This is a genomic window from Clostridioides sp. ZZV14-6150, from assembly GCF_020657875.1.
In the GTDB taxonomy this organism is placed as follows: Bacteria; Bacillota; Clostridia; order Peptostreptococcales; family Peptostreptococcaceae; genus Clostridioides.
On record NZ_JAGWDA010000014.1, the window covers coordinates 58627 to 79120 of the forward strand.

Below are 20494 nucleotides of genomic sequence, written 5' to 3' on the forward strand. Positions count from 1 at the left end.
ACGTTAAATCAAAAAAAGTATATAGTAAATTGTAATAACTATAAATTACAAGTATAATGTTAAATAGAAGATAATAGGATTAGGTAGAATAATAAAGAATAGAAACGATTTAGGAAGAATTAAAATAAAGAAGGGTTTAAAATAAAGGAGAGTCAATATGCCACAGATAAAGATAAGAGGAATTCATGAAAATGATATATGTAAAATAAGTGAAAAAATGATAGATGATTTAGTTGAAGCTGTAAAATGTCCAAGAGATTACTTTGAGATAGAATGTATAAAATCAGTTGCAATAAGAGATGGTAAAATAGTAGAAGTATATCCTTTTGTTGAGATAGCATGGTTTGATAGAGGACAAGAAGTACAAGACATAGTAGCAAGAATAATAACTGATAGCATAAGAAATAATTTAGATGTTGAAAGTATGGATTTAGCATTTACATTATTTGAAAAAGAAAAATATTATGAGAATGGAGAACATTTTTAATGGCTAAGAAGCAACGTATAGATAAAATTCTTTCAAACTTAGGTTATGGAAGCAGAAGTGAGATAAAGAAATATTGTAAGCAAGGGTCTGTAGTAGTAAATGGAAGTGAAGTTTCAAACCCAGGTACTCAAGTAGATACTGAAAATGATGAAATATTATTCAATGGAGAAGAAGTTGTCTATAGAGAATATATATATTTAATGATGAATAAACCAGATGGATATATATCAGCGACTACAGATAAATACGACCCAACAGTTTTAGATTTGATTGATGTATCATACTTAGCATTTGAACCATTTCCTGTTGGAAGATTAGACAAAGACACAGAAGGATTATTAGTTTTAACTAATGATGGGAAGCTTTCTCACAGAGTTTTATCGCCTAAGAAGCATGTGCCTAAGACTTATTATGCAAAAATTGATGGGATAGTGACTGAAAAAGATGTAGAAGCTTTTGCAGAAGGAGTAGTACTTGATGATGGGTACAAAACTATGGCATCTCAGTTAAAAATATTAAAGAGTGATGAGGAATCAGAGATAGAACTTACAATACATGAAGGTAAATTTCACCAAGTTAAAAGAATGTTTGAAAGCGTAGATAAAAAAGTAGTATACTTAAAAAGATTGTCTATGGGTAATTTAAAGTTGGATGAGAGTTTAGAGTTAGGCGAATATAGAGAGTTGACAGATGAAGAAGTAAAATTGATTGAAGAAAGATAATAAAGACACTATAGTAAATTGGAGGAGAATTTGTGAAGAAAAAGGATATTATAGAATTTGAAGTAGATAAAATGGAGTTTGGAGGTACATCTTTAAGCCAAGTTGGAGATAGAGTTATTCATATGAAGGGCGGGATAAGTGGTCAAAAGGTAAAAGCTGCTGTTAAAAAAGTTAGAAGCAAAAAAGCAGAAGTTAAGATGATGGAGTTGCTTGAACATTCACCACTTGAAACTGAAATACCTTGTAAGCACTTTAGAGAATGTGGAGGATGTACATTACTATCAGTGCCATATGAAAAGCAATTAGAAATAAAAGAAAAACAAGTTATGGATTTATTTTTAAAGCAAGACTTATTTGGATTTCAATTTTTAGGAATAGAAGGAAGTCCTGAAAACAAGTACTATAGAAATAAAATGGAGTATACTTTTGGGGATGAAGTAAAAAATGGACCTTTAACATTAGGACTTCATAAAAAAGGAAAGCATATAGATATACAAACTGTTGAAGAATGTATGTTGGTTGATGAAGACTTCTCAAAAGTATTAGTATCTAGTGTGGAATTTTTCAATGAAAAAAATCTTCCTTATTATAGAACAATGAATCACAAGGGATATTTAAGACATCTTGTAGTTAGAAAAGGGATTCATACTAATGAGATTATGGTTAATATAGTTACTTCTTCTCAGGAAGATTTTAATATGAATGAATTTAAAGACATGCTTTTAGGACTTAATTTAAAAGCTGAGTTGGTAGGTGTACTTCACACTATTAATGATGGTCTGGCAGATGCTGTTCAATGTGATGAGTTGAGAGTTTTATATGGAAGAGATTATATACAAGAGGAGATTTTAGGGCTTAAATTTAAGATTTCTCCATTCTCATTTTTCCAAACTAATACTAAAGGAGCTGAGGTTCTTTATAGTATTGCTAGAGATTTTATTGGAAATTACAATGATAAGGTTGTATTTGATTTATATAGTGGGACTGGGTCTATTGGACAGGTTATGGCTGGTGCAGCTAAGAAGGTGTATGGTATTGAAATAGTTGAGGAAGCTGTTGTTGCGGCTAATGAGAATGCAAAGTTAAATGGACTTACTAATTGTGAGTTTATTGCTGGCGATGTAGCTAAGGTTGTTAAGGATTTAAAGGATAAGCCTGATTTAATCATTGTTGATCCTCCTAGACCAGGGATTCACAAGGATGCTATTAGAGATATTTGTGGATTTGGTGCGGAGGAGATTGTTTATATTTCTTGTAATCCTAAGTCTTTGGTTGTTGATTTGGTTGATTTTAAGAGTTATGGTTATGAGATTAAGTTGGTTAAGTGTATGGATATGTTCCCTAATACACCTCATTGCGAGACTGTAGTATTGATGACAAGGAAATAATCAAAAATGCTATAAAATCCTTTAAATATGGCGTTTGTATTAAATATGATATAATATTATTATTTGAAATAGAAGTGAAAATTTTTATCAAACCTGTCAACTTGATAGTTAGTGTTGTGTTGACAGGTTATACATTGTGTTAGTTGAGTTGATAAGAAGTATACAGTTTAGTGAGATAAGGGGGGGAGGCAAATGAGTAAAGGAGTAATCTATATTTTAACGAATCCTTCTTTTCCTGATTATGTGAAAATCGGGTATGCAAAAGATCTAGAAAAAAGAATGAGCCAATTAAATAGAAGTGAAACTATTCCGTTTGCATTCCGTGCTTACGCTGTATATGAAGTAGGTTCAAATTTAACCGATTTAGTATTGCATGATTTGATTGATCGATTAAATCCCGATTTACGATCTATAGAAAATTTTGATGGCAAAGAACGCAAGCGTGAGTTTTATGCAATGAAACCAGAATATGCATACAGCCTATTCGAATGTATAGCTAAGATAAGTGGGACGGAAGAGCGTTTGATGAAAATGTCAGCTGAAGGTCATGAAATTCTTGATGAAGAAACAGCTGCAGAAGTAGCAAAAGAAGCGAAAAGAGGACCATTTAGATTTAGCAAATATGATATTCCGATTGGCTCAATCATTAAGTATGTTAATGATCCAAGTATAGAAGCAATTGTAGTTGATGATAGACACATTTCATATAAAGGAGTTACAACATCAACTTCTGCATTGGCTCAGGATTTGCTAGAATATGAGTATCAAGTTCAAGGAACAGCATACTTTACATATGAAGGCGAGAAGCTAACAGAGCGTAGAAATAGAATGGAAGCTAAGAACGATGGTTGTTTCTAAGAGTATAAGATGATATAGGTTAAAAGGCACCAGGGTAAACCATGGTGCCTTTTTGATGTTATTTTATATGAAAGTTTTCGAGAAAGAGTTTTAAGCCATCTTTCTGGGTTTGTTGAATAAATTCATATGCCCGAGACTTTTTAAGTTCTGGTGTAACTTGTTCCGCTATTTCTTGTTTACTGTAACCCTCACTTAGCATTCTGATGCAACTTGATTTGCGTGGTTGCTGACATTTGTCATAGAATTCAATAAGCATGTCCAACGCCATGTAGAAAAGTTCTAGGTCCTCAGTCGCGGTTGTACTGGTTGGGTCCTTAGCGTTTTTATCTGGATCATTAATATCATCCATCATTTGGTCCAAAGAAAGATCATCAGATATGTTTGAGAATCTGTTTAAATACTCGTGTACGTCGCTATTAAATAGTTTCATTGACGAATCTTTTGCTGAGGATCTTACTGGTGTAAATCCTACAAGCACCCTTTTTCCATAGAATTTCCATGTTTCAAGGTTGTCCATGTTGAAGCGATAATAGCGTGCCTCATCATAAGTTGTTACAAATGGGACTAACACTTCATCATCTTTGCATGGTATATCATTGTAAGAAGTGCGATTACTAAAGTCTTTGTAAAATTCATTTTTTGTTGCCATATTTTATTTCCTCCTGTGATTGACCTGGAGGAAACCAGATGACAACTTGCCTGAAAATAGTTGGCCATAGCCATAGTGAGTTTCCTCCTATTGGTTCTTGGCCAGCTGTCCTATTAGGCTGGTTTGATTATTTAGTTGTTTCATCAAGACTAAATAGGACCACTCTTGATCAGGGAGTGTTAGGCTTGAATGAAGGGCGCCTTTAACGTCGGCCTCCGGACGAGTTCATCACCTAGGTTAGAAGTGCTTGTACATGACTGCTGGGTGATTGATTTACAAATTATTAATAGTACTAGTTGTCATTTGCCATTAGCTCTAAGTCGCCAAAGACTTCTGAGTAATAGCAAGGACTTAAGTTATAAATTCCATTTACACCGTATCTTTGAAATATTGATTTAGCTACATCGCTTCCGTATTTTTTGTACACAATGCCTGCTGCATTTTCAATATTGATAATCCACATATCTTTTTCTTGTTTGGTCATATAGTGCTTGTCCTTTCTAAATGATTGAAATACATCACTAATAAAATGTGAAAATAATATTTGTGTTCGCAAATAATACATTGATTTCCGCGATAATATTTGATAAAATAAATCTATATATTATTTCATAGAGTTTTTTGTGTTTATATTTAAATTATAGAATTTATTAGTGGAAAAAACGTTCCTATGAAGTTACCAGGAAGTTATAAACAAGTTTCCACTATGGGGGTGGACAATTTGAATGAACTAGTTTTTGCAACTGTAATTAGAGAATTAAAAACATCATGGAAAGATTCAACCATAGCCGCTCCAGATTTGATTGAATTGCTTTATGATGCTATTGCTGCGCCTGCTAAACTTGTGAATAAAGAAGGCGAAGTAATTACTGTTTCAAAGGGAACTGCAAGTAAAATCGTTAACCGATAAAAAAGTGGAAACCCTTTAAAAATCATAAAAGACCATTCAACAGTTCAAATAGTTTTAGATACAATAGATTTGTATTTTGAAAAGAATATTGTTAAGAGGCTTACCCCTGGTATTGAGGACGATCTCATTTTTAGGCTTAAAGTAATAATTGAAAATGATGCCACAATTTCCCCAGAAGACAAAAAAACAACTTACAGTTCTTGCACAAAAAAATACATTCGCTAAATTTTTAGCGAATGCATACTTATTTTCCTTAAAAAGAAATAATGTTATTGATGGACCTAAAGCAGTTATTGTTGATTTGGAAGAGTATAAACGTAATCCTCTAGTTGAGATTGAAATACCAGAAACAAAGCAGCAATATGAGCATCAATATATAAAAGCTCTGTATGAAATTTATAGACAGGCAGAGGGGATTCCTGAATTTTCAAATGAATTGTTAGCCAGATATCCGAAGCATCAAAAACATTACAATGATCAAAGATCATATTATTTTGCAGCCGAAGCAGTTAGAAGAGGTACACGAGATATTTATTGTGAAGAAAGTCAATTCCAAATTTTAAAAGATGAAACTTATGAAGGCGTAAAAGAAGTTTGGGAAGAACAATACAAAAATGGTTTAGTCAGATTAAGAAAGGTCTTAACACAAGCTCCAAACACAAGAGTTGATAAATGTTGGTTAAGTAGAGATACTGATTGGATTGGTAATCCACAGAAAAAAGGAGTGTGCCATTTTTTGACTAACGAAAAATGATTGGAAGGATAGGTTAGGGATGATGACAACGATATTTAATTCAACTTTTGAAAATGTATTACGCCTAACTATTTTAATAGATACTTTTAAAGGATCTCAAACTGAAGATATGTTGTATGCAATAGATTTTATTGCCCAATATGGTGTAGCGTTTAATATCTCTGATAAGAATCTTCATGGGGAAAATCCGTTTATGTTTAGTGAATTTGCAACTCGAAAAAAGATAATACGTTTGGTTTTAAAAAATATGGTTTTAGAAGGCTATGTTAAGCCGTGTAACTCATCAGTCAGAATAATATATGCATTGACTGGAGATGGAAAGGCATTTGTATCAGAGCTAAGCAGTGAATATGCAAATGACTATCGACAATTAGTTGAACTTACAATTGAACGGTATGGTTCAAAGTCGGAAAGATATATTATCGCGGAAATACATAAACTTTCAAAAGAAAGTCTGGAGAGGAGGACGTTAAATGAATAGACGTTTTTATATAAAACTAATTTCAGCATCAGGAATGGATAAAGAAGTTTCTACTATAATATTTAAAGATGGTGTTAACATTTTATACGGGCCATCGAACTCCGGAAAATCTTATGTAATAAATTGTATTAATTTCATGTTCGGTGGAGATATTCCGTTTGAAAGAAGTGCAACGGGATATGATAAGATTGGTATTATATTTGAATCCACAGATGAAGTGTCTGTTTCAGTTACAAGAAAAATTGTAGACGGTAAAAATGGAGATACTGGGGCTGGGAATGTAGAAGTAATGACTAATTTAAAGGGTATTAGAAGTGGGGAGTATAACATTTCTAAACTTGAATATAGTGATTTGTTACTAATGTTAATGGGGATAGAAGAGAGACACAGTATTATTTCTACACAAGATTTGACGACTATATCTTTTTTGCAAATGTTTTTTATTGATGAAGATAATATTTTTAGAAAAACCACACCTATAGATCAGCCTAAACATTCAAAAATTACAGCCAGTATTAGCTCGATGAAATTTTTAATTGATGGCGACGATATGAATGAATTAGTACCAGAAGAGAGTAAAGAAGAACGTAAGCTTAGAATCGAAAAAAATAATGCAGTTGTATTGTATATAAGCAATAAAATACAGCAATTGAAAGATCAAAGTGGAGAATTAAAAGATTCCTTAATTGAATATAACCAAATCGATATAGATAATGAGATTAGTAATATTATGGAAGAAATATCTTTTATTGAAACAAGTATTATTAATGCAAGTGAAACAAGTAAAGATATTTTGAAAGAAGTTTATAGGGTATCTTCACAGTTAGAAGAAGTATCATTTTTAAAGGACCGCTATAATGGGCTTCACTCACAATACATATCAGATATAAAAAGATTTCAATTTATTATTGACGGAGATACTAAAAAATCAATGAATAGGAAACCTGTACATTGTCCATTTTGTGATGGATACATGCCAAATGATGACAACCTGCAGAGAGAATATATTGAAGCTTCTGAAGCTGAGTTATCAAGAATAAAACTTCAACTTAAAGATATTATAGAGGTTGAACAGGATATTAACTATAAAATTTCAAGTTTAGAAACAGAGAAGAAGCAATTAGATACAAAAAACGATGAAGTTATATCTATTATAAATCAAGAATTAAAGCCTAAAGTGTCGAGATTGAAAAACGAATTGTACAGATTTAAGAGAGCAGTTGAGGCAAAAAAGGAATTATTAGTAATAGAAAAAGTTGCATCAGATTTGGGTGTGGATGCTTTTGATAGAAGCTTAAATGATGATGAAGAACAAAAAAAGTTTGATCCAAGAACAAGAATTGATTCAGAGGTATGGAAAAAGTGGAATCTGATATTTGATGCGGTAGTAAAAGATTGTGGATATCCCAACGCTTTATCTGCATACATAGATTCTGCCACAATGGATGCAGTAGTGAATGGAAAGCATAAGAAAAATGAAGGTAAAGGTTATCGAGCATTTTTAAACACTGTAATCCTGTTTTCATTAATGAAATTTCTTGAGGAGAATGGCAGTTATAAACCGGCGATGCTAATTTTAGATTCTCCAATCTTATATCATTGAAGGAAAAAATAGAAGCTAGTGAGCATGCAACTTCAGGGATGAAAGAGTCCTTGTTTAAACATATCATTAGTAACTGTGGAAATAATCAAATCATCATTGCAGAAAATGAGATACCTAATGTATCCGTTGTAGATTACAGCAGTGTAAATATGATTGAATTTACTCTTGATGATAACAATGGTAGATATGGTTTTTTGAAAACATATAGAGATGAGGTTAATGATTAATTATAGCTATTACTGTAAAAAAGGAGAGATATAATGGCTACAACAATAAGTTATAATAAACTTTGGAAGCTTTTGATAGACAAAGATATGAATAAACAAGATTTAAAGAAGCTTAGTGGTATAAGTACCGCTTCTATTGCAAAACTGGGTAAAGGTGAGAATATTACGACCACTGTCTTGCTAAAAATATGTAATGCATTAGACTGTAATATCGAAGATATTATGGAAATTGTGAAAATTGATGAAGTAGGAATAGATTCAAAGGAATAAGTCCGTATTATGGGACAATAAAATTGATAGAATTTAATAAAAGAGCTAGTAACCCTTTGGAGGTTAAAAGAGCTTAGTATAACTATATGGAGGAATTGAAATGTCAAGTGCAGCACAAAGAGCAGAATTACAATCACAGATTTGGAAAATAGCAAACGAAGTTCGCGGATCGGTTGATGGATGGGACTTTAAACAATATGTTTTGGGAACACTTTTTTATCGTTTTATTAGTGAGAACTTTTCTAACTATATTGAAGGTGGGGACGATAGTGTTAACTATGCAGAATTAGATGATAGTATTATTACAAAAGAGATCAAGGAAGATGCAATCAAAACAAAAGGATATTTTATATATCCGAGCCAGTTATTTTCTAATATAGCAAAAGATGCAAATATAAACGATAGCTTAAATACGGATTTAGCAGATATATTTTCAGCAATTGAGAGTTCTGCAAATGGCTATCCTTCTGAATTCGATATTAAAGGACTATTTGCTGACTTTGATACAACAAGTAATAGACTAGGAAATACAGTTAAAGATAAAAATAGCCGATTAGCAGCTGTAATCAAAGGTGTTGAGGGGCTTAGCTTTGGTAAATTCGAAGAAAATCAAATTGACTTGTTTGGTGATGCTTATGAATTTTTAATCTCTAACTATGCTGCTAATGCAGGAAAGTCAGGAGGAGAATTCTTTACACCACAAAGTGTATCTAAACTGATTGCAAAACTTGCAATACATGGTCAAACTACAATAAATAAAATTTACGATCCAGCAGCAGGTTCAGGGTCTCTGTTATTACAAGCAAAGAAGCAATTTGATGAGCATATTATTGAAGATGGTTTCTTCGGGCAAGAAATTAATCACACGACCTATAACCTTGCTCGAATGAACATGTTTTTGCATAACGTAAACTACGATAAATTTAATATGGCGCTAGGTAATACCCTGTTAGATCCACGTTTTAGTGATGACAAACCTTTTGATGCAATTGTATCAAATCCACCATATTCAATCCCATGGATTGGTAGTGATGATCCAACGCTTATTAATGATGAACGTTTCGCACCAGCAGGAGTACTTGCACCAAAATCAAAAGCCGATTTTGCTTTTGTACTTCATACATTAAGCTATCTTTCAAGCAAAGGGCGCGCAGCGATTGTTTGCTTCCCAGGTATCTTCTATCGTGGTGGAGCTGAGCAAAAAATTAGAAAGTATTTAATTGATAATAATTTTGTTGAAACTGTTATATCTCTTGCACCTAATCTATTTTTTGGAACATCAATTGCCGTTAATATATTGGTGCTTTCAAAACACAAAACTGATACTAAAACTCAGTTCATAGATGCAAGTGGTGAAGATTATTTCAAAAAAGAAACAAACAACAATGTTTTAACTCCAGCTCATATCGATGCTATACTAGCGTTATTTGCCAATAAAGAAGATGTAGACCATGTTGCAATATCTGTAGATAACGATAAAATAGCAGCTGAAAACTATAATCTTTCAGTAAGTTCTTATGTTGAAGCTAAGGATACAAGAGAAGTTATCAATATAGATGAACTAAATGCTAAAATCAAAAAAACAGTGGCAAACATAGACAGACTTCGTGCTGAGATAGATGAAATTGTCGCAGAAATCGAGGTGCAATAAATGAGTAAATTAGAACAGCTTATAGAAGAACTTTGCCCTGATGGTGTGGAGTATAGAGCGATATGGGAATTAACAACATGGGATAAAAAATTTAATAGTGTTGATAGAAGCAAGCAGTCTAAGGTTATTAGTTATCCTTATTTACTTGCAGCAGAATTATTCAATTTAGAAGTTGAAAATGGAACAGTTTTTTTACTTTCGACTGGTGAAAAAACAGGCTGGACAGATGAAGCAACTGCAGGTTCTAATTTATGTGAAGGTGAGGTAGTAACAATTCCGTGGGGTAAATCAAGACCTGTGAAGGAAGTTATGAAATATTATAAAGGTAAATTTGTTACTGCTGATAACCGAATCGCGACATCTTCAGACACTGAAGTATTATCAAATAAGTATTTATATTATTGCATGCAAAGCAAAAGTGATTATATTGATAAAACATATCGAGGTTCAGGTATACAACATCCAAATATGAATGACGTTCTGCATACTTCGATCCCGCTCCCACATATTGAAATCCAGCGTGAAATTGTCCGTATACTGGACAATTTCACGGAGCTTACAGCAGAGCTTACAGCAGAGCTTACAGCAGAGCTTACAGATAGAAAAAAACAGTATGAGTATTATAAAACACAATTATTTAGGAGTGCACAAGATATTGAATTGATGACTTTAGATGTTATCGCCGAAAATTGTGACTCACTAAGAAAGCCTGTTACAAGTGGAAATAGAGAGAGTGGGGATATTCCATACTATGGTGCATCTGGAATTGTAGATTATGTTAAAGACTATATTTTTGATGGCGATTATCTTTTGATATCTGAAGACGGGGCTAATCTTTTAGCACGTACAACTCCTATTGCGTTTTCAATATCAGGAAAAACATGGGTAAATAATCATGCACACGTACTAAAGTTTAAAGAATATGAAACTAGAAGATATGTTGAAATGTATTTGAATTCTATAGATTTAACGCCTTACATTACTGGTGCGGCGCAACCAAAATTGAATCAAAAAAACCTGAATGGTATTAAAATACCAGTACCATCATTGCCAGAACAAAAACGTATTGTAAGTATGCTAGATCGCTTTGATACTTTGTGCAATGATATCTCAAAAAGTTTACCTGCTGAAATAGATGAAAGACAAAAACAATATGAATACTACAGGGATAAGCTTTTGACGTTCAAGAATATAGACGATGAGGTATAGATATGGGGAAAAGTTTAAATGAGGTTGCTGAGGAACTAAAAAATAATAATAAAAAAGTTCAATTAATCTATGCTTTTAATGGTACCGGAAAAACACGTCTATCAAGAGAATTTAAAAACTTAGTTTCACCTAAAGATGACAATGAAGGTGATGAGACCGGTTTGGCTAGCAAGAAAATTCTTTATTATAATGCGTTCACAGAAGATTTATTTTACTGGGATAATGATTTAGAGAATGACACAGATAGAAAATTGATAATACGACCTAATGCTTTTACAAAATGGGTATTTGAAGACCAAGGACAAGATGGCAATGTGACTGATATTTTTCAACACTATACTGACGAGAAGTTGACGCCACACTTTAATGCTCAATATATTACCAAAGTAGACGATAAAGATATAACAGTACCTGCTTTTTCCGAGGTTACTTTTACTTATGAACGTGGAAATGATGAGAAATCTGATAATGTTAAAATTTCAAAAGGTGAAGAAAGCTGTTTTATTTGGGGTGTTTTTTATTCGTTACTTGAACAAGTCATAGAAGTTTTAAATATAGATGAAGATAGCATTGACCAAGAAAGAGAAACAAACCAGTTTGATAATTTAGAATATGTGTTTATTGATGATCCTGTTAGTTCCTTGGATGACAATCATTTGATTGAATTAGCTGTGCAATTAGCGGGTTTAATTAAATCTAGTGTGTCGGATCAACTTAAGTTTGTAATAACCACTCACAATCCGATCTTCTATAATGTATTAAGTAATGACTTTAATAATCCAAATAAAGAGACTGGATATAAGAGTAATAAACATTTTTTAAAGCATGTATTAAACAAGGAAAATGATAATTATGAATTGAATAAAACTAATGATTCACCATTTTCTTATCATCTGTTTTTACTAGACGAAATAAAAAGAGCTGTCGATAATGATCAAATTTGCAAGTATCATTTTAGTTTCTTAAGAAATGTTTTAGAGAAAACAGCTACCTTTTTAGGTTATTCTACGTGGTATGATTTACTGTTGCCAATTGAAGGTAGTTCAAAATCTTATGTGAAAAGAATACTAAATTTTTCGAGTCATTCGAAGCACTCAGCAGAAGAAATTGTAATAATAACTAATAATGATAAAATTGTTTTAAAGAGGTTAATTACTGAAATTTATAGAATATATAGATTTAAGAATGAAGAATTAGCAATTGTAGAGGAGGAAAGTTAATGTACGAATATAATCCCATTGCAGAAACAAAGAACTTTATAGTTCTTGATAAATATGAAAAATATTCACTTGTACGTGAAGCAGCCGCAGCTTATCAAACAGAGGCATCTCTTGAAAAAGAATTTATACAAGATTTAGAAAATCAAGGCTACGAGCATTTACCCGAGTTAACAACGCCAGCAGCAATGCTTAAAAATGTTCGTGTACAGCTACAAATACTTAATAATGTGGTATTTAGTGATGCAGAATGGGCAAGGTTTTGTGAAGAATACTTAGATAAGTCAAGTGATAATCATACAGATAAAACTCGTAAAATCCATAATGACTATATTTATGATTTTGTGTTTGACGATGGCCATATAAAAAATATTTATCTTGTAAACAAAGAAGATATAGCAAAAAATAAAATGCAGGTTATTTCACAGTTTGAGATAACAGGCTCTCAAGCCAATCGCTATGATGTTACTATTTTGGTGAATGGGCTTCCGCTTGTTCAAGTAGAATTAAAAAAACGTGGTATTGCCATTAGAGAAGCCTTCAATCAAGTAAACAGATACAGCAAAGAGAGCTTTAACAGCGATAATTCGTTATATAAATATTTACAAATTTGTGTAATTTCTAATGGTACCGATAGTCGATATTTTGCAAATACAACCAAGAGAGATAAAAACAGCTTTGATTTCACGATGAACTGGGCAAAATCTGATAATTCATTGATTAAAGATCTTAAAGATTTTACAGCTACATTCTTTCAAAAGAATACAATTTTAAAGGTACTTTTGCATTATTCAGTTTTTGATTCAAGTGACAATTTGTTGATTATGCGTCCTTATCAAATTGCAGCAGCCGAAAGAATCTTGTGGAAAATAAAAAGCTCATATAACACAAAGAAATGGAAAACGACTGAAAGTGGTGGTTATATTTGGCATACAACAGGATCAGGCAAAACCTTAACTAGTTTTAAGGCTGCACGTTTAGCTACTGATCTTGATTTCATTGATAAAGTATTTTTTGTAGTAGACAGAAAAGATTTAGATTACCAAACAATGAAAGAATACCAACGTTTTTCCCCAGATAGTGTTAATGGTTCAGAAAATACAGCGGGCTTGAAGCGTAATATTGAAAAAGATGATAATAAAATTATTGTTACTACAATACAAAAATTAAACAATCTTATAAAAGGTGAAGCAGACTTGCCTATTTACAATAAACAAGTGGTCTTTATTTTTGACGAAGCACATCGTTCACAGTTTGGTGAAGCACAAAAAAACATTAATAAGAAGTTTAAAAAGTATTATCAATTTGGGTTTACCGGTACACCAATATTTCCAGAAAATGCGCTAGGTGCTGAAACAACAGCTTCAGTATTTGGTAGTGAGCTACATTCCTATGTTATTACTGATGCGATTAGAGATGAGAAAGTTCTAAAGTTCAAAGTTGATTACAATGATGTTCGACCTAAATTTAAATCTATTGAGATGGAACAAGATGAGAAAAAATTATCGGCTGCAGAAACAAAAGAAGCACTGCTTCATCCTGAAAGAATAAAGGAAGTATCTCAGTATATTTTAAATAATTTTAGGTTAAAAACTCATCGTTCACATATTGGAGCGAAGGGATTTAATGCAATGTTTGCTGTTAGCAGTGTTGATGCAGCAAAACTATATTATGAATGCCTAAGCAACTTACAAAAAGACAGTGATAAACCTTTAAAGATAGCAACCATATTTTCTTTTGCTGCCAATGAAGAGCAAAGTGCAATTGGAGAAATTCTCGATGAAACATTCGAGCCTACAGCAATGGATAGCAGTGCAAAAGAATTTTTAATGCTGGCTATTAATAATTATAATAAAATGTTTAAAACCAACTTTGGTGTGGATAGTAAAGAATTTCAAAATTACTATCGAGATCTTGCTAACCGTGTAAAAAAACAGGAAGTTGATCTATTGATTGTAGTTGGTATGTTCTTAACAGGATTTGATGCTCCAACCCTAAACACACTATTTGTCGATAAAAATCTTCGTTTCCATGGTTTAATGCAGGCATTCTCCAGAACAAATCGTATTTATGATTCAACAAAGACTTTTGGTAATATTGTGACTTTCAGAAATCTGGAACAAGCAACAATAGATGCGATTACGCTTTTTGGAGACAAGAATACTAAAAACGTTGTACTTGAAAAAAGTTATAGAGAATATATGGAAGGCTTCACTGATATATCTACAGGAGAAGCACGTCGTGGTTATGTAGATGTAGTGAAAGAGTTAAACTCAAGATTCCCTGATATTGAAAAGATAGTTACTGAAAAGGATAAAAAAGAGTTTGCTAAGCTATTTGGTGAGTATTTACGTATTGAAAATGTGCTACAAAACTATGATGAGTTTACTAATTTAAAAGCGTTACAGTCTATTGATATACAAGATCCAGAAGCGTTGGAAGAATTTAAAGCTACACATTATGTAAGCGATGAAGAGATCAAAGCCATGCAGGATATTCAAATTCCGGAAGAAAGAGCTATTCAAGATTATCGTTCTACATATAATGATATTCGTGATTGGCTACGTCGTGAAAAGGCTGGAAAAGACAAAGAGGATTCAAGCATTGATTGGGATGATATTGTCTTTGAAATTGATTTATTAAAATCTCAAGAAATTAATCTTGATTATATTCTGGAATTGATTTTTGAGAAAAATAAAGCAGTAAAAGATAAAGAAACCTTAGTTGAAGAAGTGCGTCGTATCATTCGTTCTAGTACTGGAAACCGTGCAAAAGAAAGTTTGGTTGTAGATTTCATGAATCAAACTGATTTAGATGAAATCAAAGATAAGGCAAGTATTATTGATGCATTCTTTACATTTGCTCAAAAAGAACAAAAAAGAGAAGCTGAAGAACTGATTAGTGAAGAGGAACTAAATACAGAGGCTGCAAAGCGCTATATTCTTACTTCTTTAAAAAGAGAATATGCAAGTGAAAATGGAACAGAGCTTAATGAAGTTCTACCAAAGATGAGTCCACTTAACCCTAAATATCTGACAAAAAAACAAACAGCATTTCAAAAAATATCTGCTTTTGTAGAGAAGTTTAAAGGCGTCGGTGGAAGCATTTAAAATTAGGGGAATAATTCTATGGAAAAAGACATCAAGGTGAAAAATTATCGGTATTGAAAATTGCAAATTAATTTTTATGCTTGATCTTTTGACCGTTATCAGGGATGAGAGGCCTAAATTCCATGTTGACAACGTGGGAATGCACAAATCACTTTATAAGAAAAAAGTCAATAGTGTGGTATCATACTATTGACTTTTTTCTTAGTCTTTTTTATAAAATTCTGTTTCATATCCATCGGTCCTAAGTAAAATATTTGATAACCATTCAGGGCTTGTCCCCATCTGGTCGCAAATAGTCTCTAGATTAATATCTTTACTGCATTCAATAATAAGTTCATCGTGAACATGTCCTACTATGAAGCAATGAGAAAGTATTCTTATAGCGTTCATAAGTATATCGCGACTTACAGCTTGTACAATGTTCTCCACAAACTTCGGCCCATAACTTTCTAAGCGTTCCCATTTCTTAGTGCCCCCAACACCTTCATTGGGCTATTCCGTCTGAAGCGGACAAGCCTGATGATCAGAGAATAAAAAGTGGAAAGTACATAAAAGAAAAGAAGTAGGTGTTGGTATGGACCAGAAGGATGAAATAATCAATTTACTAAAAGTAAATGGTGCAATGACACAAGGCGCTCTAGCAGAATCGATGTATGGAGATAAAAATCATAGTCCTAATATTTATGCGTCATTAACAGGACTTGTGAATAAAGAAATTATTATACGCACAGGAAGTAATCCATCATATTATTATCTATCAGATGTTGAAACTGTTATTCCAAGTAAGCCCGTTCAAAGCAAAAAGGGATATAGAGATGTTTCTGGTGATTTAATAACAAATGATACAATTGAAGCTACAGCAGCATTAGTACAAAACACAGATAACTACGGGCCAGAAAATGAGTTGATTACAAGATGCCTTAGAAAATTTCCGGAGAATACTGAGCCAGATTTGGTTGCGATGAAAGTAGGGTTGATTGATATAACAAACTCCACTCACCTATCACAGCATAAAAGCAGAATTAGCATGGTCGAATTAGCAGAGGTTATTGCTTCGATTTCCAATATTGATTCAAGGATTTAAGCGGGGGATCCAGAAGTAGTAAATGAAATAGCTAGAAGCAACGGTAAAATCAATCTGTTTTCATTTGCGTCGAAGTATTGTTGTTATCATAATAGAAATCTTTATGGAAGAGATGACTACTCTATTCTAGACACAGTACTAAAAGAATATCTACCACGTTATTTTGATGATGTTACAAAAAATCAGATCCAGAAGTGGCAAGACGGTTACAAGTACAATGAATATAACGATTACATAACAAGAAAACTTGATGAACTTGGCATTACAGTAGAAAACAGAAAAAGAAAATTTGATCATTTTATATGGTACAAGAATAGATAAAATTATTAATGGGGGCACAACATGGTATTTAATCCTGGACTAACAATAGGACAAACACTTAAAAATGCAGATATTGTTGATACATTTAAATGCGGTAATATGGGGGGCATGAGACTATCAAAAACAACGAATACGCTTGTGATTGTATCTGACTATATAAAGGGCATTTATCATGACAAATGGATCACCGGTGTTCTTCATTACACTGGTATGGGTAAGTCAGGTGACCAGGATCTTTATTGGGCACAAAATGCCACATTAGCAAATTGTAGTCACAATGGAGTTGATGCTCATCTGTTTGAGGTAATAGATGCAGGTGAATATATTTATTGCGGAAGAATCGAATTAGCGGGTAAGCCATATACAGAAACCCAGCCTGGCGAAGATGGTCATGATAGAAAAGTATGGATGTTCCCTATTCGTCCAATTCCGGACAATGATGTTAGAAAGCCTCAAATGTTTGTTTTTACGGATATGAAAGATTACAAGACACGCGGTAAGGACGTAGATGCAGAGTTTGCAAAGATGGTAACTTCCAAGAAAAAGAGTGGCGGAAAAGTGCAATCGGTTGTCATTCCAGTTGTGCCTAAATCAGAACTCAAGCCAGCAGTAGTAATTCCACCAGATATTATCAGAAAGAAAATCAAACATAAGGCTTTTGGAATTGGAACTATTACTGGAATAAGTGGTACATCAATTGATGCAACCTTTGATAATGCAGGAGTAAAAAAGATGGGATATGAATTCTGCATGGAAAAGAAACTGTTAGAATTTATTTGATGAGGTTGATATGAAGATAAAATATTTGCAACGGCCAGGGGCTATGGTGAGTTCAAGGGTCAGTGGGAATTCCCTGGTGGTAAGATTGGGGAAGGAGAAACTCCACAGCAAGCCCTTATATGTGAAATTAACCATTAGTTAATAGGATCATATCTCGTAAATGGTATCCCTACTAGTTTAATAAAACCATGAAAGAAAAAATCGTGTAAGGAAGGTGAATTATATGATATCAGATGAATTAAAGAAAATAGTCGATAAATTCAATGAACAAGGGAAAATGGTATTCCTCCCAGAAACTACAGACGATAAGATATCTGGCTTTGAAAATAAAAATAACGTTACGCTGCCGCTTCAGTATAAAAAGTGGTTATGTTTTTCGGATGGTGGAGAATTCTTCTTACCTGCTGGACTTCAGTTATACGGGGTAGATCATAAGCCAATAATTGATATTAATGATAACGACAGACCGAGTGACAATTACATTGTACTTGGAGCCTTAGCATCTGGAGATCCTATCCTTTTTGAAAAAGGAACCGAAAAAATAGTTATCTACAACCACGAGGCTGGCAGAATAGAGGATGAAGAAGTATATACTGACTTTTTTACGTTCCTGAAGGATTTATATGATTTGTTAGGTATAGGAGGCTGATTCTATGTCTAGAAGAACCTCTGAAGCCAATAAAGCTATTTGCAAAGCATGGAATGCTGAGCAACAATTAGTCCAAGAAGGAAAAGGTACTAGAGACTGGACTCCTGAACAGCAGAAGGATATCCTTGAAAAAGGAAAAGCTTATGATGAAAAAGGAAAAGCATTTGAAGGCCATCATATGCTGAATGTAGAGAAATTTCCAGAACACCAAGGCAATCCTCAAAACATTGAGTTTTTATCAAGGACGGAGCACTTACAAGCGCATGATGGAAATTATCAGAACACTACTCTTGGATATTTTGATTATATTACTGGGGAAACAAGATTATTTGAAAATGGTAATTTAGAGCCGTGTATTGTTATTGAATTGAGCAATCCTATTATCAATATTAGTGTTCTACCATCGGAAACAATATCTGATAAGAAAGTTGTATCTGATGAAGAAAAAGTTGAAGAGAGTGTAATCAAAGACAGTAAAGATAAGGCTGATGAAACTGATAATCAAATATTAACTAAAAATAGTGCAAAGCCAATTACTCCTAAAAGCAAAGTAGAATTTAAGAAAAAATCAGGTTTTAGAGATAAATTCCTGCGCGCAGCAGAGGCCGTGTTAGAGTTTTCAGAACGACACCCTGTTGCTACAAGTATAATAAAAAATGTCGGAGTTACGATAGTTATTGAAGTAGTTGCGAATGTTACATCCAAAAGAGGAAGAAGTAATAGTGGGGAAACTCAACTAAAAGTACCGACAAACCAGAAGCCAGGTAGTAGTATAAAGAGTAATACATTAGAAAAGGCGAGTGGAGTTATTACACAAGTTGAAGATGTACTACATGAACGAAACTCTCCAGGTATGCATATGGTTGGTCCACATAGCCAGAGATATAATGGTGTATTGAAAGAAAAGGCAGCATACCCACGTGGGGGCAAAAAATAAATGGCTGATACAATGATAATTTTAAAATAAACTTACCTATCAGTACATTGATGTTCATTTGTCCTATGGATTGAGCGATTATAACCTTAAAGGTATTGATAAATACATAAGGCAGTTGGGAAAAGAATACTTTCCGAAAAGCTACGGTAAAAAGAAGGAGGCATAAACATGAAAATACACTATTTCCAGAGATACCATGAGAAAGAAAATGTGGCTACAGCCAATACCATGCTTCTTTTATCACGTTTGTATTCATATTCATCAGACAAGTTCTTTCGATTTTTGAAATCTGAGTACTTTGCTGATTCATTTGAGCCAGAAATTGTATTTACATTACAGGAAAAGAGTGTGGATAGTATTCCTGATGCAACGATTACTCAAGAAGGATTTAAAATTGTTGTAGAGACAAAGCTGACAGACTGGTTTTATTCTGATCAGTTAATGAGACACATGAAGTCATTCGGTGACGAAAAAAACAAGGTAATGATTACACTTGCTTCTGAGCCAATGGCAGAAGCAAAACTTGCAGACTTTGAGAAACAGCTGAAAGAGTATAATGCTACTCAGGTTCATCCGGTAATTCATATCAATACTACATTTGAGACGATGGCCAATGCCATAAGAGAAGTCATCGATGATCGTGATTATGAGATGCAAGAAGTACTGGATGATTATTTAAATTATTGTTATAGAGATGGTTTGATCCCAGTGTCTGATTCTTGGAAGTATCTACGTATGCAGCTTGCTGGAACAACACTGGATTTTAATACTGCTAATAATGTTTATTATGATAATACTGAACGTGGGTTTAGAGCTCATGATTATCTTGGATTATACAAGCAGAAGAGTCTAAGAGCTATTGGAAAAGTATGCGCTCGTATTACTGCAGTTGAAACAAAAACTGGTGTTAAATACACACCTGAATATGGTGAATTGACAGAAGAACGTAAGCAGCTGATTGCAAGGCGATGGCTGATGGTGATTCTCATGGATACGATTTAAGAACTATTGAACATAGATATTTTTTTGTGGAGAAGTTCTATGAAACTGACTTTAAAAAGATAACTCCAGGCGGATCTATGGGAACTAGAATATTTGATTTGTCACAGCTTTTAGGAACTGATGAAATTCCAGGTGTTGAGATAGTTGCGGAGTTTCTAAAAGATAAGTGCTGGAGTTAGAAATAA

Annotated in this window: 24 protein-coding genes; 21 read left to right on the forward strand and 3 right to left on the reverse strand. The window is 33.2% G+C overall.

Translation table 11 applies throughout. The annotated features are described in order from the left end of the window. Window positions 1-157 precede the first annotated feature (157 nt). The 4 genes from KGF41_RS15465 to KGF41_RS15480 all read left to right on the forward strand — a co-directional run bounded on the left by KGF41_RS15465 (window position 158) and on the right by KGF41_RS15480 (window position 3455). The gene (locus KGF41_RS15465) at window positions 158-487 is read left to right on the forward strand and encodes a DUF1904 domain-containing protein (RefSeq protein ID WP_227829329.1); all 330 of its coding nucleotides are present in this window, start codon (window positions 158-160) and stop codon (window positions 485-487) included. Beyond that, the gene (locus tag KGF41_RS15470) at window positions 487-1209 is read left to right on the forward strand and encodes a pseudouridine synthase (RefSeq protein WP_227829330.1); all 723 of its coding nucleotides are present in this window, start codon (window positions 487-489) and stop codon (window positions 1207-1209) included. Before KGF41_RS15465 ends, KGF41_RS15470 begins: the two co-directional genes overlap by 1 nt. A 32-nt stretch (window positions 1210-1241) precedes the next feature. Then, a complete protein-coding gene (gene rlmD / locus KGF41_RS15475; protein ID WP_227856941.1) occupies window positions 1242-2597 on the forward strand; it encodes a 23S rRNA (uracil(1939)-C(5))-methyltransferase RlmD in 1356 nt (451 codons plus the stop codon). Between the two features lie 192 nt (window positions 2598-2789). Continuing rightward, window positions 2790-3455 carry a GIY-YIG nuclease family protein gene (locus tag KGF41_RS15480; protein ID WP_227856942.1) on the forward strand — a complete coding sequence of 222 codons (666 nt, stop codon included), beginning with the start codon at window positions 2790-2792 and terminating at the stop codon, window positions 3453-3455. Between the two features lie 58 nt (window positions 3456-3513). Here the strand turns inward: KGF41_RS15480 and KGF41_RS15485 are convergent, their stop codons facing one another. Both KGF41_RS15485 and KGF41_RS15490 read right to left on the reverse strand, forming a co-directional pair. Continuing rightward, window positions 3514-4104, reverse strand: a complete 591-nt coding sequence (locus KGF41_RS15485) for a hypothetical protein (protein ID WP_227856943.1) — start codon at window positions 4102-4104, stop codon at window positions 3514-3516. 292 nt (window positions 4105-4396) lie between these two features. After that, entirely contained in the window at window positions 4397-4588 is a 192-nt protein-coding gene (locus KGF41_RS15490) for a hypothetical protein (RefSeq protein ID WP_227856944.1), read from the reverse strand. A gap of 222 nt (window positions 4589-4810) precedes the next feature. On the opposite strand from KGF41_RS15490, the gene KGF41_RS15495 reads away from it, so the two are divergent. From KGF41_RS15495 to KGF41_RS15540, 10 genes are all read left to right on the forward strand, one after another. Beyond that, complete coding sequence (locus KGF41_RS15495) at window positions 4811-5014, forward strand: hypothetical protein (RefSeq protein ID WP_227856945.1); 204 nt, start codon at window positions 4811-4813, stop codon at window positions 5012-5014. Window positions 5015-5168: 154 nt separating this feature from the next. Then, window positions 5169-5768 carry an ABC-three component system protein gene (locus KGF41_RS15500; protein ID WP_413906976.1) on the forward strand — a complete coding sequence of 200 codons (600 nt, stop codon included), beginning with the start codon at window positions 5169-5171 and terminating at the stop codon, window positions 5766-5768. A 19-nt stretch (window positions 5769-5787) separates the two neighbouring features. After that, entirely contained in the window at window positions 5788-6249 is a 462-nt protein-coding gene (locus tag KGF41_RS15505; RefSeq protein WP_227856947.1) for an ABC-three component system middle component 2, read from the forward strand. Then, window positions 6242-7852, forward strand: a complete 1611-nt coding sequence (locus tag KGF41_RS15510; protein WP_227856948.1) for an AAA family ATPase — start codon at window positions 6242-6244, stop codon at window positions 7850-7852. Before KGF41_RS15505 ends, KGF41_RS15510 begins: the two co-directional genes overlap by 8 nt. Further along, the gene (locus KGF41_RS15515) at window positions 7849-8079 is read left to right on the forward strand and encodes a hypothetical protein (protein WP_227856949.1); all 231 of its coding nucleotides are present in this window, start codon (window positions 7849-7851) and stop codon (window positions 8077-8079) included. The genes KGF41_RS15510 and KGF41_RS15515 overlap by 4 nt, the downstream gene beginning before the upstream one ends. Before the next feature lie 33 nt (window positions 8080-8112). Next, a complete protein-coding gene (locus KGF41_RS15520) occupies window positions 8113-8349 on the forward strand; it encodes a helix-turn-helix domain-containing protein (protein WP_227856950.1) in 237 nt (78 codons plus the stop codon). Between the two features lie 100 nt (window positions 8350-8449). Next, complete coding sequence (locus KGF41_RS15525; protein ID WP_227856951.1) at window positions 8450-10000, forward strand: type I restriction-modification system subunit M; 1551 nt, start codon at window positions 8450-8452, stop codon at window positions 9998-10000. Continuing rightward, window positions 10001-11209, forward strand: coding sequence for a restriction endonuclease subunit S (locus KGF41_RS15530; RefSeq protein WP_227856952.1), 1209 nt, complete (start codon window positions 10001-10003; stop codon window positions 11207-11209). Window positions 11210-11211: 2 nt separating this feature from the next. Further along, entirely contained in the window at window positions 11212-12429 is a 1218-nt protein-coding gene (locus tag KGF41_RS15535) for an AAA family ATPase (RefSeq protein WP_227856953.1), read from the forward strand. Then, entirely contained in the window at window positions 12429-15536 is a 3108-nt protein-coding gene (locus KGF41_RS15540) for a type I restriction endonuclease subunit R (RefSeq protein WP_227856954.1), read from the forward strand. The genes KGF41_RS15535 and KGF41_RS15540 overlap by 1 nt, the downstream gene beginning before the upstream one ends. Before the next feature lie 201 nt (window positions 15537-15737). On the opposite strand, the gene KGF41_RS15545 is transcribed toward KGF41_RS15540, so the two are convergent. Continuing rightward, window positions 15738-15965, reverse strand: coding sequence for a hypothetical protein (locus KGF41_RS15545; protein ID WP_413906975.1), 228 nt, complete (start codon window positions 15963-15965; stop codon window positions 15738-15740). 145 nt (window positions 15966-16110) lie between these two features. Between KGF41_RS15545 and KGF41_RS15550 the strand changes: the two genes are divergently transcribed. The 7 genes from KGF41_RS15550 (at window position 16111) to KGF41_RS15580 (ending at window position 20488) form a co-directional block, all read left to right on the forward strand. Continuing rightward, a complete protein-coding gene (locus KGF41_RS15550; protein WP_227856955.1) occupies window positions 16111-16620 on the forward strand; it encodes a hypothetical protein in 510 nt (169 codons plus the stop codon). A 342-nt stretch (window positions 16621-16962) separates the two neighbouring features. Continuing rightward, window positions 16963-17721 (forward strand): HNH endonuclease, encoded by a 759-nt coding sequence (locus KGF41_RS15555; protein WP_227856956.1) that lies wholly within the window; start codon window positions 16963-16965, stop codon window positions 17719-17721. 21 nt (window positions 17722-17742) lie between these two features. Then, a complete protein-coding gene (locus KGF41_RS15560; RefSeq protein WP_413906977.1) occupies window positions 17743-17859 on the forward strand; it encodes an NUDIX domain-containing protein in 117 nt (38 codons plus the stop codon). An 85-nt stretch (window positions 17860-17944) separates the two neighbouring features. Continuing rightward, on the forward strand, window positions 17945-18370 hold the full coding sequence (locus KGF41_RS15565) for an SMI1/KNR4 family protein (RefSeq protein WP_227856957.1): 426 nt from the start codon (window positions 17945-17947) through the stop codon (window positions 18368-18370). A gap of 4 nt (window positions 18371-18374) precedes the next feature. Continuing rightward, window positions 18375-19307, forward strand: a complete 933-nt coding sequence (locus KGF41_RS15570; RefSeq protein WP_227856958.1) for a teneurin-3 — start codon at window positions 18375-18377, stop codon at window positions 19305-19307. A 168-nt stretch (window positions 19308-19475) separates the two neighbouring features. Then, the gene (locus KGF41_RS15575) at window positions 19476-20309 is read left to right on the forward strand and encodes a hypothetical protein (protein WP_227856959.1); all 834 of its coding nucleotides are present in this window, start codon (window positions 19476-19478) and stop codon (window positions 20307-20309) included. Further along, window positions 20276-20488 carry a hypothetical protein gene (locus KGF41_RS15580; protein WP_227856960.1) on the forward strand — a complete coding sequence of 71 codons (213 nt, stop codon included), beginning with the start codon at window positions 20276-20278 and terminating at the stop codon, window positions 20486-20488. Before KGF41_RS15575 ends, KGF41_RS15580 begins: the two co-directional genes overlap by 34 nt. Window positions 20489-20494: the final 6 nt, after the last annotated feature.